The sequence below is a fragment of the Haloarcula sp. MBLA0163 genome, from assembly GCF_055632435.1.
Window position 1 is genome coordinate 428,577 of the sequence record NZ_CM145745.1, and the last position, 12,588, is coordinate 441,164.

17 protein-coding genes and 1 tRNA gene are annotated in these 12,588 nt (G+C 67.4%); 5 read left to right on the forward strand and 13 right to left on the reverse strand.

Going from position 1 to position 12,588, the window contains the following annotated elements; translation table 11 throughout:
- Positions 1-33: 33 nt before the first annotated feature.
- From cofG to ACV7GQ_RS02140, 7 genes are all read right to left on the reverse strand, one after another.
- Entirely contained in the window at positions 34-1,065 is a 1,032-nt protein-coding gene (cofG, locus tag ACV7GQ_RS02110) for a 7,8-didemethyl-8-hydroxy-5-deazariboflavin synthase subunit CofG (protein WP_470313131.1), read from the reverse strand.
- Between the two features lie 132 nt (positions 1,066-1,197).
- Complete coding sequence (locus tag ACV7GQ_RS02115; RefSeq protein ID WP_470311906.1) at positions 1,198-1,911, reverse strand: bacteriorhodopsin; 714 nt, start codon at positions 1,909-1,911, stop codon at positions 1,198-1,200.
- The gene (locus tag ACV7GQ_RS02120) at positions 1,911-3,482 is read right to left on the reverse strand and encodes a methyl-accepting chemotaxis protein (RefSeq protein WP_470311907.1); all 1,572 of its coding nucleotides are present in this window, start codon (positions 3,480-3,482) and stop codon (positions 1,911-1,913) included. The genes ACV7GQ_RS02115 and ACV7GQ_RS02120 overlap by 1 nt, the downstream gene beginning before the upstream one ends.
- 85 nt (positions 3,483-3,567) lie before the next feature.
- On the reverse strand, positions 3,568-4,170 hold the full coding sequence (gene cofC, locus ACV7GQ_RS02125) for a 2-phospho-L-lactate guanylyltransferase (RefSeq protein ID WP_470311908.1): 603 nt from the start codon (positions 4,168-4,170) through the stop codon (positions 3,568-3,570).
- Positions 4,170-4,946 (reverse strand): hypothetical protein, encoded by a 777-nt coding sequence (locus tag ACV7GQ_RS02130; protein ID WP_470311909.1) that lies wholly within the window; start codon positions 4,944-4,946, stop codon positions 4,170-4,172. Before ACV7GQ_RS02130 ends, cofC begins: the two co-directional genes overlap by 1 nt.
- Positions 4,924-6,105, reverse strand: a complete 1,182-nt coding sequence (locus ACV7GQ_RS02135) for a tubulin/FtsZ family protein (RefSeq protein ID WP_470311910.1) — start codon at positions 6,103-6,105, stop codon at positions 4,924-4,926. The genes ACV7GQ_RS02130 and ACV7GQ_RS02135 overlap by 23 nt, the downstream gene beginning before the upstream one ends.
- A 218-nt stretch (positions 6,106-6,323) precedes the next feature.
- Complete coding sequence (locus tag ACV7GQ_RS02140; RefSeq protein ID WP_470311911.1) at positions 6,324-7,226, reverse strand: complex I NDUFA9 subunit family protein; 903 nt, start codon at positions 7,224-7,226, stop codon at positions 6,324-6,326.
- A 130-nt stretch (positions 7,227-7,356) separates the two neighbouring features.
- Here ACV7GQ_RS02140 and tmk point away from each other — a divergent pair, with 130 nt between their 5' ends.
- Entirely contained in the window at positions 7,357-7,953 is a 597-nt protein-coding gene (gene tmk, locus ACV7GQ_RS02145; protein WP_470311912.1) for a dTMP kinase, read from the forward strand.
- Here tmk and ACV7GQ_RS02150 read toward each other — a convergent pair.
- Together ACV7GQ_RS02150 and ACV7GQ_RS02155 are read right to left on the reverse strand one after the other, a co-directional pair.
- Positions 7,950-8,267, reverse strand: a complete 318-nt coding sequence (locus tag ACV7GQ_RS02150) for a DUF7991 family protein (protein ID WP_470311913.1) — start codon at positions 8,265-8,267, stop codon at positions 7,950-7,952. The genes tmk and ACV7GQ_RS02150 overlap by 4 nt on opposite strands.
- 43 nt (positions 8,268-8,310) lie before the next feature.
- On the reverse strand, positions 8,311-8,541 hold the full coding sequence (locus ACV7GQ_RS02155; protein WP_220620212.1) for an Lrp/AsnC family transcriptional regulator: 231 nt from the start codon (positions 8,539-8,541) through the stop codon (positions 8,311-8,313).
- 155 nt (positions 8,542-8,696) lie between these two features.
- On the opposite strand from ACV7GQ_RS02155, the gene ACV7GQ_RS02160 reads away from it, so the two are divergent.
- From ACV7GQ_RS02160 to ACV7GQ_RS02170, 3 genes are all read left to right on the forward strand, one after another.
- The gene (locus ACV7GQ_RS02160) at positions 8,697-9,383 is read left to right on the forward strand and encodes a potassium channel family protein (protein ID WP_470311914.1); all 687 of its coding nucleotides are present in this window, start codon (positions 8,697-8,699) and stop codon (positions 9,381-9,383) included.
- 2 nt (positions 9,384-9,385) lie between these two features.
- The gene (locus tag ACV7GQ_RS02165; RefSeq protein WP_470311915.1) at positions 9,386-9,616 is read left to right on the forward strand and encodes an Lrp/AsnC family transcriptional regulator; all 231 of its coding nucleotides are present in this window, start codon (positions 9,386-9,388) and stop codon (positions 9,614-9,616) included.
- A 63-nt stretch (positions 9,617-9,679) separates the two neighbouring features.
- On the forward strand, positions 9,680-10,441 hold the full coding sequence (locus tag ACV7GQ_RS02170; protein WP_470311916.1) for a GTP cyclohydrolase III: 762 nt from the start codon (positions 9,680-9,682) through the stop codon (positions 10,439-10,441).
- Between the two features lie 10 nt (positions 10,442-10,451).
- On the opposite strand, the gene ACV7GQ_RS02175 is transcribed toward ACV7GQ_RS02170, so the two are convergent.
- Complete coding sequence (locus ACV7GQ_RS02175) at positions 10,452-10,964, reverse strand: DUF5813 family protein (RefSeq protein ID WP_470311917.1); 513 nt, start codon at positions 10,962-10,964, stop codon at positions 10,452-10,454.
- Between the two features lie 90 nt (positions 10,965-11,054).
- Between ACV7GQ_RS02175 and ACV7GQ_RS02180 the strand changes: the two genes are divergently transcribed.
- Positions 11,055-11,456, forward strand: coding sequence for a double zinc ribbon domain-containing protein (locus ACV7GQ_RS02180; protein WP_470311918.1), 402 nt, complete (start codon positions 11,055-11,057; stop codon positions 11,454-11,456).
- A 232-nt stretch (positions 11,457-11,688) separates the two neighbouring features.
- Here ACV7GQ_RS02180 and ACV7GQ_RS02185 read toward each other — a convergent pair.
- From ACV7GQ_RS02185 to ACV7GQ_RS02195, 3 genes are all read right to left on the reverse strand, one after another.
- A tRNA-Leu gene (locus ACV7GQ_RS02185) sits at positions 11,689-11,773 on the reverse strand.
- Positions 11,774-11,813: 40 nt separating this feature from the next.
- On the reverse strand, positions 11,814-12,155 hold the full coding sequence (locus ACV7GQ_RS02190; RefSeq protein ID WP_470311919.1) for a ferredoxin: 342 nt from the start codon (positions 12,153-12,155) through the stop codon (positions 11,814-11,816).
- 56 nt (positions 12,156-12,211) lie between these two features.
- On the reverse strand, positions 12,212-12,388 hold the full coding sequence (locus tag ACV7GQ_RS02195; protein ID WP_470311920.1) for a DUF7501 family protein: 177 nt from the start codon (positions 12,386-12,388) through the stop codon (positions 12,212-12,214).
- Positions 12,389-12,588 lie beyond the last annotated feature (200 nt).

Consider the following 12,588-nt stretch of genomic DNA (forward strand, 5'->3'; position numbering starts at 1 on the left):
CGACGTTTCCGAATCGGAACGTCGCCGCCGTCCTCAGGTTTGTACGGGGTTCTCGCCCCGTTCGAGGACGGACCGGAGGCGCTCGCCGGCGGGCGTGTCGGCGCGGATGGCGTCCCGGACCACCGGCGAGAGCCACTCCCCGTCGGCGTACCGCTCGTACACCGGGAGGCGCTCGGTGAGTGGCACCCCGGCGCTGTCGGCGACGGCCCGGAGTTCCCGCAGGGCTGGCCACTCGTACTCCGGGTTGATGTGGTCGACGGTCACCGGCGAGACGCCGCCGAGGTCGTCGATGCCGCAGTCGGTCAGGTCCCGGGCCGGGGCGAGGTTGGGCGGCACCTGTACGGAGACCTCCGCCGGCAGGCCGGCGCGCGCCATCGCGGTCGCGCGGCGCATCGTCGCGAGGTCCGGCGACCCGTTCTGCCAGCGCTCGTTCTCCGCGACCGGTTGGACGATGACCTCCTGGACGTGGCCGTAGCGTTCGTGCAGCTCGCGGATGGCGAGGATGCTCTCGGCGCGGTCCCGCCAGTCCTCGCCGAGGCCGACGAGGATGCCGGTCGTGAACGGGACGCCGAGTTCGCCCGCCGTGCGGATGGTCGCCAGCCGCTGGCCGGGGTTCTTCGCCCGCGGGCCGCCGTGGGCCTGCACGTCGGCGGTCGTCTCCAGCATCACGCCCATCGAGGCGTTCAGGTCGGCGACCGTCGCCATCTGCTCGCGGGTCTGGTCGCCGGGGTTCGCGTGCGGGAGCAGTCCCTCGTCGAGCGCTATCTCGCAGGCCTCCCGGAGGTACTCGTGGATGGTGTCGTGACCCAGCTCGGCCAGTCGGTCGTACATCTCGGTGTAGCGGTCGTCTGGGTCGTCGCCGAAGGTGAACAGAGCCTCCGTACAGCCGGCGTCGGCGCCCCGCTGGCACGTCTCGCGTATCTCCTCGGGGGTCATGAGCTCCGCCTTCCCCGGCGGGTCGTAGTAGGTGCAGTAGGTACAGGTGTAGCGACAGGCGGTCGTCAGCGGGACGAACACGTTCCGACAGTACGACAGTGCGTCGGCGCGCTCAACGTCGGCCGGCATCACCGAGAGCAGGTGCTCGACGTCCGCATCGGCTATCGAGACGTCGACGCCGTGTTCGGCCGCACCGGGTATCACGTCCCCTCCTCTGCGCTCCGAGCGCAAAAACGGCGGGGTTCGGACCCCCCGGTCCGTTCAGTCCGCCGCGGCGGGGGCCGTCCTGTCGGCCGTGTCCCCGACGACGCCTTCGATGAACACCTGTCGCCGGGCGTAGAAGAAGTAGACGTAGGGGACCTTCGCCAGCAGGTCGAGGAAGGCGTAGGTGAGGCTCGTTCCGACGAAGGTGCTGACCCCGAGTCCAGCGGGACCTGCAATCCACACCAGCGGGTACGCCAGCCACAGCAGCCCGATGTGGTTCTTGAGGAGGCTGAACAGGCCGAGCCGCTCGGGGTCGTCCGGCACCGTCTTGGGGAAGACGAGATAGAGGTAGCCAAACAGCGCGATGTGGAAGCTCGCCGAGACGGCGAACAGCGCCCACTTCACCGTGCCCTCTGTCACCGTCGCGCCGACGCCGGCCAGAATCATCAGCGCGTCGGCGACCATCACGCCGACGATGGCTCGGCGGGACGCACCGGCGACGTAGCCGACGAACCCGACCAGGAGCGGCGTCGTCACGACCCAGTCGACGTACCGGAAGCCCACGAGGACGGTGTCGCCGACGGTCACGGTTCCGACGCCGAGGGCCATCAACGCGTACGAGAGTCCAGCGAACCCAGGGATGATGGCCAGTGCCGTGAGGACTGTCCGCTCGTCGGACCCTTCGAGGGAGGCGTACAGCCACCAGACGATGGCGACGCCGACGAGGAACCCGGCGGCGGTCACTCCGTACGCGATGGCGACGGGGTCCATCAGCTGTCACCTCCCGCGACCGCCGTCCGCTCCTGACGGGTGGTCGCGCCGTCGACGACGAACATCTGCACCCGTGATTCGAGGTCGTCGACGGCACGCTCACGGAACGACTCCAGCGATTCCGCGATGGACTGCACCACGTCCTGTTGCTGGCGTATCTGCGTCGACATCTCGTCGGCGCTGGTCGCCGTCTGGACGCTGGTCTCGGTCACGTCGCTGATGGACTCGGCGGTTGTCTGGACGGTGTCGGCCTGGTTGGCCGTGGTGTCGCGTATCTCCTCGATAGAGGCGGAGATGTCGTCGACGGCGCCCGCGATGGTCGCTATCTCCTCGAGCGTGGATTCGACCGTCTCGGTCCCGTTCTCCACCCGCTGCTCGGTCTGCTGGATGGAGTCGGTCACCTCCGCCGTCTGGGTGGAGACCTCGTCGATGAGCGACGCGATCTCGTCGGCGCGGTCCTGTGTCTCCTCGGCCAGCGACTTCACCTCGTCGGCGACGACACTGAACCCGTCGCCGTCCGCACCGCTTCCGCCACTCCCCGCGCGGGCGGCCTCGATAGAGGCGTTCAGCGCCAGCATGTTCGTCTGCTCGGCGATCTCCGAGATGATGTCCGCGATATCGGTTATCTCGTCCATGCGCTCGCGAAGCGCCTCGACCTGTGCGACGGCGCTCTCGACGTCGGCCTCGATGCGGTCCATCTCGTCGAGTGCCGTCTCGGATGCCGACTTGGCGTCGCGGCTGGCCTCCTCCACTTCGGTGCTGCGGGCCGCGAGGTCGTCGACGGTGGCCGCTATCTCCTCCGCCGAGGCGCTCACGTCCTGTACGTCGTCGGCAGCCGACTCCAACTCTGTCTGCTGTCGAGACGCCCGGTCCTGAATGCCGACCGCCGTGTCCACGGCCTCGTCCACGTCGCGCTCTATCCGGCGGCTCATGTCGGTCATCTCTTCGGTCTCCGTGGTGATGCGGTCGGTCACGTCCGCCACCGTCTCGATGGTCTGCTGGAGGTCCTCCATCATCTGGTTGAACGACCGACCGATGGTCGCCATCGCGTCGTACTCCGTCGCCACGTCGACGCGCTGCGTGAGGTCGCCGTCGGCCGCACGCTCCATCACCGTGCCGTACTCGGTCGCGATGTCGCGGTAGGCCCCGGCCATCTCACGCGCCTCGCGCTCCGCGACTTCCGCCTTCTCACGCGCTTCGTCGGCGTCCTCACGCGCCGTCTCCAGTTCGGCGCGTGCCGATTCCATCTCGTTGAGGCGGTCCCGGAGGGAGACCCGCATCTCCTCGATGGAACCCGCGAGGTCGCCGAACTCGTCGGTCCGGGTCGAGCTGATCTCCGTCTCCAGGTCGCCATCGGCGACCTTCCGCGTCTGTGCGGATAGCTCAGTGACGCTCGCGACTGTCTCGGCCGCGTTGATGGAGCCGAGCGTCAGCAGTCCGGCGATACCCGCGACGACCGTCGAGGCGACGTCCTGTGTGAGGACGCCCACCGCGACGAGCAGTGCCCCCGCCGCAACGTATCCCAGTCCGAGCTTGGCACCGTAACTCTGCTTAAGTAGGGAGAACACCATATCGCTCTTTTGGCCGAAATCCGCATAAAGCCTACCTCGCAGTTATCAAGCAGGAAAACGGGCACCGGCTGGTACCACGGTCGGTTCACCGCTCGGCGCGCACCCGGCCGTGGTCGAACGACAGCTCGAACCCGGCGTCGGTGAGCCAGTCAGCGGCCGCCCCGTCGCCGTGCAACAAGACCTCGGCGAGGTCGGCTTGCTCGTCGACGTCCGTCGCCAGCACCCGAGAGTCCACCTCGGCGAGGCTCGCGCCCACGTCGTCGGCGATGCGCCGGTGGTCCCGTATCGACGCCCCGTGGTAGTCGACGCGGAAGTCCGGGTGGCGACAGACGACGGCGTTCGTCCCGCCACCGAGTCCCGGCGCCAGCACCACGTCCGCGTCGGGCGCGAACAGTCGCTCGACTGCCTCGGCGGTGAGAAGCGGGAGGTCGGCCATCACCACGGCCAGCGGCCCCCTCGAGAGCCCGTCGTTGACGAGCGCGTCGAGGCCCCGGTCGTCGACGGTCACGGGCGCGGCACACTCGACGGGCCCGGTCGAGACGACGTCGGGACTGCGGCCGGCGCCGTCGAGGGCGTCGAGGACGTCAGCGAGCATCGCCTCGGTGAAGTCGCGCCGCTCGTCGGGGCCGAGAACGTCCGAAAGGCGCGTTTTGGGGTCGCTCCCCGAGACGGGGACGACGGTTCGCATTACAGTTTGCTGTAGTCGTCGCCTTGGGTCTGCGTGTAGATGTAGTATCCGCCGCCCGCGAGCAGGAGGAGGACGACGAGGCCGCCGCCGGCCAGCAGCAGCGTCTGGGTCGTCTGCTGGCTCTGCTGGGCCTGCTGGGCCGTGTTCCGGGCCTGGTTGGCGAGGTTGACGGCGTTCTCGAAGTTGCCGTTCTCGTAGGAGGAGACGGCGCTGTCGACCAGTTGCTCGGCGTCACTGTTGCCGCCGGCGGCGTCGATGGCCGCCTGCGCGCTGTCGATGGCGTCGCGGGCCTCACGGCTGTCGGCGGTGTAGTGGTGGGCCGTGCTGTTCTGGAACTCCTCTTCGTTGCTCCCGCTCACCCGCGTGAGGCTGGCGACGACGTACTGCTCCTCGGGCTGGTACGTGTAGTTCTCGACGGCCGGCGTCGTCCCGGTGAGCTCCACCCGGACCTGGTCGCCGTTGTTGTCGATGTCGAGGTCCTGACTGAACGACTGGTCGCCGTAGGTCTCCTGACTGACCTGACTGCCGGCGCGGAGGACCGTCACGGTCCAGCTCACGTTCTGCAGTTCCGTCTCGCCCGCGAGCGTCCACTCGTTGGACGTCCCGGTGAAGGGGTCGTCGACGGTGTAGGTGACCGTCACCTCGTCGCCGACGGCGGATTCGGACGGCACGCCCTCTGCTGAGACGGTGAAGGCGCTGGCCGTCCCGGCGACGGCGAGCAGACCGACCACACAGAGGACGGTTACGATGCCCCTAGAAGAGCGGATCGAGTTCATCCTCATCGTCTTCAACCAAGTCCTCTAAGTTATCTTCGCTTTGTTTCCTGATGTCGTCGATGTTGTCCTGTGCCTCGATGGCGACCTGCTGGAGCTCCTTGATGCGGGGGACGTTGTGGACGCCCGCCAGCAGGATGGAGGCGGCGACCTTCGGCGCGTTGGTCGGGTAGTCCCCACCGCGGACCTCCATCGACCCGGTCTGCTCCTCCAGCCACTTGCGGCCGCGCTCGATGCCTTTGCGGTTGAGGTGCTCGGGCGGGCCGGCCATCACGAGGAGGGCGCGCTCGGCGCCCTCGATCTCGCAGGGGAGCGTCAGCCGACCGAGCGCGGCCTTCCGGACGAGCGAGGTGATGCGGTTGGTCGTGTTGGCGGTGTCCATCCCGTCGTCGCCGCCGTCGTCGCCCTTGAACCGCGAGAGGAGCCCGCCGCCACCCGAGGAGACCTCGACGTCCTCGGAGGCGTAGCCGACCGTCGAGACGCCGCCGCCGTCGAGCGTGTTGATGATCTCGGAGGAGTCGACGACGCTCTCGGCGATGTTGTCGCCGGCCTCGACCTCGCCGGCGCCGAAGAGGACGCCGAACCGGCGGACGATCTCCTCGTTGATGTGGTCGTAGCCGCCCTCGACCGACTCCCCGGTCTTGCGCCAGGCGTCGTTGTCGAACACCATGAGGTTGTCCACCTCACGGACGAACGTCTGGAACGAGCGGGCGGCGTTCAGCGTGTAGATGCCACCTTCGTCGCTCCCGGGCAGGACGCCCAGTCCGTAGACGGGTTCGGTGTAGATGCGCTTGAGATGTTTCGCGATGACCGGCGAGCCGCCGGACCCGGTCCCCCCACCGAGGCCGGCGACGACGAGGAACGCGTCGACTTCGTGGACGGGGATGTTGTCGATGGCCCCCTGTATCTCGTCGATGTCCTCTTCGGCTATCTCCGCGCCGAGTTCGTTGTCCGCGCCCACGCCGTGGCCCTTCACGCGGGCCTGGCCGATGAGCACTCGATTCTCCTCCGGTATGTGTTCTAGTCCGAGCAGGTCCGCCTTCGCTGTGTTGACAGCGACGGCCGAGCGGACGATTCCCGAGTTCGTGTTCTGGTCGTACTCGAGGAACTTGTCCACGATTTTGCCGCCGGCCTGCCCGAAGCCGATCATCGCGAGTTTCATGAATGTGGTCCTCCGCTTAAAAGGCCTAAGTAGGATTGCGCGTATAAGTTTTTTGCCCAAATCTCACCGATGAAAGTCTGTATCAGAAACAAAAATATCCTGATGTTAGGGAGGCATTATCCCCGCTCCGTCCCGGACAGACCGGTTTCGAGCGGTTCCGGCTACGCGCCCGGTGGAGACAATCCGCTATTAGGTCTGAAAAGACCGCGTTTTGGTCGCTATCGGACGCCGAGATAGTCCCCGTACGTCCGCATGGACTCGGGGTCGACGCCGAAGACGCCCACGTCGTTGTCGCGGGGGGTGTTGTCGAAGTCCAGCCCCTCGTACTGGTCGCTCCCCATCGGGAAGCCGAGCGCACCCAGCACCGGTAGGCCGATTTTGGCCAATCCCATCGGCAAGGGCACGATGGTGATGGACTTGCCCTCGGCCTCGAAGACGAGTTCGGTCGCCTCTTTGAGGCTCAGCGTCTCCGGGCCGCCGACCTCGTATATCTGGCCGACGTGGTCGTCGTCCTCCAGTGCGTCGGCGAGCATCGGGACGAGGTCCTCGACCCAGATGAGTTGGAAGTGGGCCTTCTCGCCGCCGCCGGGCAACGGATAGACGGGGACGCCGGGGGCGAATATCTGCTTGAGTCGCTTGGTGAAGTAGGCGAACTCGTCGCCCTCGCCGAAGACGATGGATGGCCGGAAGACGACCCAGTCGAGGTCCGAGTCTTCGACCACCTCCTCGGCTTTCCCCTTCGCGCGGAGGTAGTGGGTCGGCCCGTTCGGGTCCGCACCCAGCGCGCTCATCTGGAGGAACCGCTCGACGCCGTGTTCCTCGGCGGCCCGCACGCAGTTTTCGGTGCCGCCGAGGTGGACCACCTCGTGCATCTCGTTGCCGCCGTCGGGCTTGAACAGCGGCGAGAGCGCGGGGAGGAAGACGACGGCGTCCTGCCCCTCGAACGCGCCCTCGATGCTGTCGTAGTCGGTCACGTCGCCCTCCTTGCGCACCACGCCCGTCGGCAGGTCGGCGTCGTGTGGGTTCCGTGCCAGTGCGGTGACCTCGTGGCCTCGGTCGTCGAGTTCCCGACACAGATACTGTCCGATGAAGCCGGTCCCGCCGACCACAAGTACGTCCATACCCGTTCCGTCGCCGTCAATCACCGTAAAGGTAAGGCGCAACTGGTTTGGATTTCCGTCCGGCGACCCGTTCAGAACCGGCCGGACGGCGCTCCGGGGTGCTTACGTACCCCGGCGCCGACGGTCGGATATGCTCGTCACGCTCGAAGGCCTCGACGGCAGCGGCAAGACCACGGTCTGGGAGCGGCTCCGGGCCGACGACGCCCTGCCGGGAGATGCCACGTTCACGCGGGAACCGACCGACAGCTGGTACGGCGAGGCCGTCCAGCGCTCTATCGACGATGACGACGCGGACTCGCTGGCGGAGCTGTTCCTCTACACGGCCGACCACGCCGCCCACCTCGCCGACACCGTCCGGCCGGCCCTCGCCGACGGCCGGCTCGTCGTCTCGGACCGCTACTCGGACTCGCGGTACGCCTACCAGGGCGCGACGCTCGCCGCGTCCGACCACTTCGAGGACCCGCTCGCCTACGTTCGGGAGGTCCACGCGCCGTGGACCCGGCCGCCGGACCTGACGGTGTACCTCGACGTCGACCCCGAGACGGCGGCCCGCCGGAGCGGTGCCACCAACAAGTTCGAGGCGGCCGACTACCTCGCCGAGGTCCGCGAGAACTACGAGCGGCTCGTCGCGGCCGACCCCGAGCGGTTCGTCCGGGTCGACGCGACGGCGGCCCCCGACGACGTGTACGACCGCGTCCGGTCGGCGGTCCTCGACCGACGCGACTAGTTCGTCGACGTCGGGAGGTCGATCTCGTCGGGCGAGGGCATCCAGACGTAGTCGAAGGTCATCCCGACGACCAGCGGCAACACGACGCCCAGCGAGAGGAACGTTACCGTCCCCAGCGTGATGAACGGGCCGACGGGGACCGACAGGAGGACCGAGAGGAGCAAGAGCGCGAACGCGCCGAACAACACCGAGTAGATCGCGCCGCCCCACCGCGTGTTCATGCGGACGCGGAAGAAACGGGTCACGAGTGCCGCCACGGCGCTGTTCACCAGCACGATGACGACCAGTCCGACGAGGCCGACGACGCTGACCATACCCTCGCTAGGGTGGCGACGCTCTTTGCCGTGTCGGAATCGGTCACTCCAGACAGATGTACGTCCGCGTGTCCGCCACGCCCTCCAGGTTGCGGACGCGGGTCGCGACCGACTGCATCACGTCGTACACCTCGGGACCGGTGGCCTCGGCGATGATGTCGTACTGGCCGGCGACGATGTGGGCCTCGGTGATTCCCTCGGACTCCGTGACCGCCGAGAGCAGTTCGTCGGACTTGCCCGCGACGGTCTTTATCATGATGAACGCGCTGACCATACAGTGGTATGCGGTACCATACCCCAAAAAGTTTCGCGCGACCGGCCAACGGGAGCGCCCTGGGGCGTCGCGGGCCGGCGTGTCCGGGACCGAGTTCCGGGGCGCCGGTGGTCCGGCGGGATACTTTTATTCACTCCCGTTGCGTACGGCGTCACATGCGATTTGTTATCGTGGGTGCAGGACGCGTCGGTCTCCGGACCGCGCGCGTGTTGCAAGAGAGCGGGCACGAGGTCGTCCTCATCGAACAGGAGGAGGGCGCCGCCGAGCGAGCGCGCACTGCCGGCTTCGATGTCATCGAGGGCGACGGCGCCATCGAGACCATCCTCGACGAGGCCGACCTCGACGCCGCCGACGCACTCGGCGCGCTGACCGGCGACCTCAACGACAACTTCGTCGCCTGCATGATCGGGAAACAGCACGGCTGTCGGACCGTGATGCGCATCGACGAGGACTACCGCGAGGAGATATACCGCCGCTACGCCTCGGAAGTGGACGAGGTCATCTACCCCGAACGGCTCGGTGCCATCGCCGCGAAGAACGCCCTGCTGGGCGGGAACATCCGCGCCGTCGCGGACATCGCCCAGAACCTCCAGCTCGTCGAGTTCACCATCACGGAGGCCTCGCCGATGAACGGCTACTCGCTCTCCGAACTGGAACTGCCAGCCAACGCCAAACTGATGGCTCACGGGAAAGGCGAGTCCGCGCTGACGATTCCCGACCCGGACGAGACGCTCGAACTGGGCGACCACGTGGTCGTCCTCGCCGACTTCGACACCCTCGCCGACGTGCGCTCCATCGTCGTCGGCGAGAGCGGCCGCGCGACTGCACTCGGAGGTGCCTAACGATGGTCACTGCTTACGTCATGGTCAAAGCACACACCGGCGACGCGGACAGGCTGAAGAACGAGATCGAGGGCATCGACGGGGTGGTGGAAGCCCACATCGTCGCCGGCGATGTCGACCTCATCGCGAAGGTCGAGGTGGAGACGCCCGCCGAGGTCAAGGACGTGGCCGCCACTCACATCCAGGAGATAGCCGGCGTCGAGAGCACCCAGACGTACATCGCGATGGACTGACTCTCCGGCAGGCCTCGCGGGAAATCCAAACAGTCGAATAGCCCTCGCCACTACCTGACGGTAGTGACACACACCCAAGTCACGCTACTGCAGATAGACAACTACGGGCCGTGGACGGTGACCCCGTCGCCGCGGCGCGAAGTCGACCTCCAGACCCTGCAGTCACGACTGTACGCCGACCTCTCGCAGCTCGTCGGCAACCGCGAGGGGTACGTGTTCTTCTCGCGGTTCGACAACATGATTGCGGTGACCAACGGGCTCTCGATGGCCGACCACTCGCTGATCCAGGAGTCGGTGCGCAACCGGTACCCCGTGACGATCAGCATGAGCGTGGCCGCCGACGGGTCGCCCGCCGAGGCACTGGAGACGGCCACCTCGCAGCTACAGGACGAGGGCTCCGCACAGGACGCCGAGCGGACCGAAGTGCTCCGGGGCGACCCGCTTCCAGAGGTCGAACGCACGGCCGAGGACGTCCAGCTCGCGCACTTCGACGTCGACAACGCCACCGAGAAATACACCGACCAGCTCAACGAGTTCGACACGTTCATCGAGATAGAGCAGGGCTACGCGGAGCTCATGCAGTACATGCGGCGGGCCCACGACGGCCTCTCCTTCTTCGTCGGCGGCGACAACGTCATCGCCGTCTGCCCGAAGATGGACGCCGAGGCGTACGCGGACGCCATCGACCACGTCGAGGACGCCGTCGGCGTCGAGCTGAAGGTCGGCGTCGGCCGGGACCGCAACGCACAGGGCGCGGGCATGGCCGCCAAACACGCCCTCGAGACCTGTCGCGAGGCCGGCACTGCCGTCGAGATGAACCTGTAGTCGCTCCCGCCTACAGCGGCGTGCCGCCGCGGGTCCCCTCGCTCCCGCCAGTGCTCGCCGAGTCCATCAGGTCCGCGACGGTGCCGACGTAGTCGTAGCCGGGGACGATGCCCTCGACGTACGTCCCCTCGACGTACTCGACGAACGCCTTCGCCGCGTCGGCCGCTTCGCGCTCGCCGCCGAGGCTGTAGCGGTACGTGACCACCACGTCCTCGCCGTCGCGTTCGACGGTGTACTCGTCCAGTTCGACGGCCACGCGGGTCGACTTCGGCGCGTCCTCGAGGCGCCGCTCGAAGGTCTCGAACCAGCCGTCGGCGACGGCCGGCCCCACCTCGTCGGCCGTCGCGGCCTGCAGTGACGGGGTCCTGACCGTCACCTCGTACTCTGTCCGCCACGCCTCGCCCTCGTTCGCCGTCACTCGCCCGTCGAACCGCGTCGTCTCCAGCGCGTAGCCGTCGCCGCTGGCGACGAACCCCTCGCGGTCGTCGAAGACACGCTCGACGTTTGCTGGCACGTCAGTCATCGTCCCTCTCTAGCCGTCTCGGCAGGAAAAACGCGTCGTATCGTCGAGAGCGCCACAAGGCACATACTCCTCCTCGCCGACCCGTCCGCCGTGTCGGGCCACCTCGTCGCCGCCCTCGCCCTCCTCCTGTGGACGCTCCTGGCCGCCGGCGTCGCCGTCCACGCAAACGACCGGGGCCGGTCGTGGGCCCTGTGGGCGCTGGTGGTGCTCCTCACCGGCGTCCTCGGGTTGCTCGTGTACGGTGTCGTCGTCGCCGCCGGGCGCGAGCCGACAGACGACGACCCCGCGACCGTCCGAGTCTGTCCCGACTGCTCGACCCGGCACGAGGGGTCGCCCGACTACTGCAGCGACTGCGGGACACAGCTGGACGAGCGCGACGAGACCGGGACGGCGCGCGTCCTCCGCAGCGGGGCCGAAGGCTACTGCAGCAACTGCCGGTCGCAGGTCGAACTCGACGCCGACGACTGCGGGCACTGTGGCTACGTGTTCTGACTGGTCGGAGAATGCGAGGGATGGGATTCGAACCCGATGCAACCGCTCGCATCGCTCGCGGTTCCGTGATTCGAACCCCGCTCGCATCGCTCCTCACGTCCGTTCGTCACAGATGCGAGGGATGGGATTCGAACCGAAATCAGACGTGCTCGCTCGACTGCGCGCGACTGATATGCTTCGACTCGCCATCGGTTAGATTTTCACGACTCTCACGTTCGTTCGAGTCGGAGAATGCGAGGGATGGGATTCGAACCCATGGACCCCTACGGGAGCGGGTCTTAAGCCCACCGCCATTGGCCAGGCTAGGCGACCCTCGCGCATCCACCTCTCCACACTCAGTGGGAAAACGGGTTTCGGTTACCAGTCGACCGACAGCGTGCCGTCGCCGTCGGGGTCCGGCGCTATCTCCTCGTCGGTCCGCCGGTCGACGACGTGGATGACGCCGCGGTCCTTCTTCGCCGGGCAGACCTCGGCGGCCTTCACGTTGTGGTCGAGCTCCGATTCGCCGAAGAAGTACGTCTTCGGCTTGGCGATGCCGGTGTCGAGGTCCAGCGACCAGTTCGTCGACACCTCGGCGCACTTGCCCGCGCCGAAGCACTTGTTGGCCTCGAAGATTATCTTGTAGGGCTTCTCCTCGACCGGCGGTGCGCCTTGCTCGCCGACCTCGCTGGGGTCGACCGGCTCGTCGGCCTCTGTCATGTGCAGGCGTTAGCGGTCGACGGTCTTTCCGCTGTCGGTTCCGCCGGTGCGGCGGGTCACCCGCTCCAGCCGCCCGCGACGTCGTCGCCGACACGGGCGCGCCACCGACCGAAGGCGGCTTCGCACTCCGATCGAGACTCGATGTGTGCTACGAACCCCGCACCCGGCGAGGCGAGCACCTCGTCACAGAACGGACATCGGTTCGGGTCGTCCCACGTCTCGGTGGTCGACATATCCGACTGTCAGCCGTCCTACCATATAAGGTTCGTCGGCTAGGACTCCCATCGCTCGATATGCAATTATACACCACTAGTACGTACCCGGGCGTCGGTGGCTATCCCGCCCGCTCAGGGCGACAGACAGCACCGCTCGCCCCACTGTCGCCGCTTCGGCCCCCGCGGAGCGAGCCGGGACGTCCTAGAACAATCATTTC

Bases quoted from the DNA above. Each gene is read 5' to 3' on its own strand.
- cofG (WP_470313131.1), bottom strand. From the start codon at position 1,065: ATGCCGGCCGACGTTGAGCGCGCCGACGCACTGTCGTACTGTCGGAAC.
- ACV7GQ_RS02115 (WP_470311906.1), bottom strand. From the start codon at position 1,911: ATGGACCCCGTCGCCATCGCGTACGGAGTGACCGCCGCCGGGTTCCTC.
- ACV7GQ_RS02120 (WP_470311907.1), bottom strand. From the start codon at position 3,482: ATGGTGTTCTCCCTACTTAAGCAGAGTTACGGTGCCAAGCTCGGACTG.
- cofC (WP_470311908.1), bottom strand. From the start codon at position 4,170: ATGCGAACCGTCGTCCCCGTCTCGGGGAGCGACCCCAAAACGCGCCTT.
- ACV7GQ_RS02130 (WP_470311909.1), bottom strand. From the start codon at position 4,946: ATGAACTCGATCCGCTCTTCTAGGGGCATCGTAACCGTCCTCTGTGTG.
- ACV7GQ_RS02135 (WP_470311910.1), bottom strand. From the start codon at position 6,105: ATGAAACTCGCGATGATCGGCTTCGGGCAGGCCGGCGGCAAAATCGTG.
- ACV7GQ_RS02140 (WP_470311911.1), bottom strand. From the start codon at position 7,226: ATGGACGTACTTGTGGTCGGCGGGACCGGCTTCATCGGACAGTATCTG.
- tmk (WP_470311912.1), top strand. From the start codon at position 7,357: ATGCTCGTCACGCTCGAAGGCCTCGACGGCAGCGGCAAGACCACGGTC.
- ACV7GQ_RS02150 (WP_470311913.1), bottom strand. From the start codon at position 8,267: ATGGTCAGCGTCGTCGGCCTCGTCGGACTGGTCGTCATCGTGCTGGTG.
- ACV7GQ_RS02155 (WP_220620212.1), bottom strand. From the start codon at position 8,541: ATGGTCAGCGCGTTCATCATGATAAAGACCGTCGCGGGCAAGTCCGAC.
- ACV7GQ_RS02160 (WP_470311914.1), top strand. From the start codon at position 8,697: ATGCGATTTGTTATCGTGGGTGCAGGACGCGTCGGTCTCCGGACCGCG.
- ACV7GQ_RS02165 (WP_470311915.1), top strand. From the start codon at position 9,386: ATGGTCACTGCTTACGTCATGGTCAAAGCACACACCGGCGACGCGGAC.
- ACV7GQ_RS02175 (WP_470311917.1), bottom strand. From the start codon at position 10,964: ATGACTGACGTGCCAGCAAACGTCGAGCGTGTCTTCGACGACCGCGAG.
- ACV7GQ_RS02190 (WP_470311919.1), bottom strand. From the start codon at position 12,155: ATGACAGAGGCCGACGAGCCGGTCGACCCCAGCGAGGTCGGCGAGCAA.
- ACV7GQ_RS02195 (WP_470311920.1), bottom strand. From the start codon at position 12,388: ATGTCGACCACCGAGACGTGGGACGACCCGAACCGATGTCCGTTCTGT.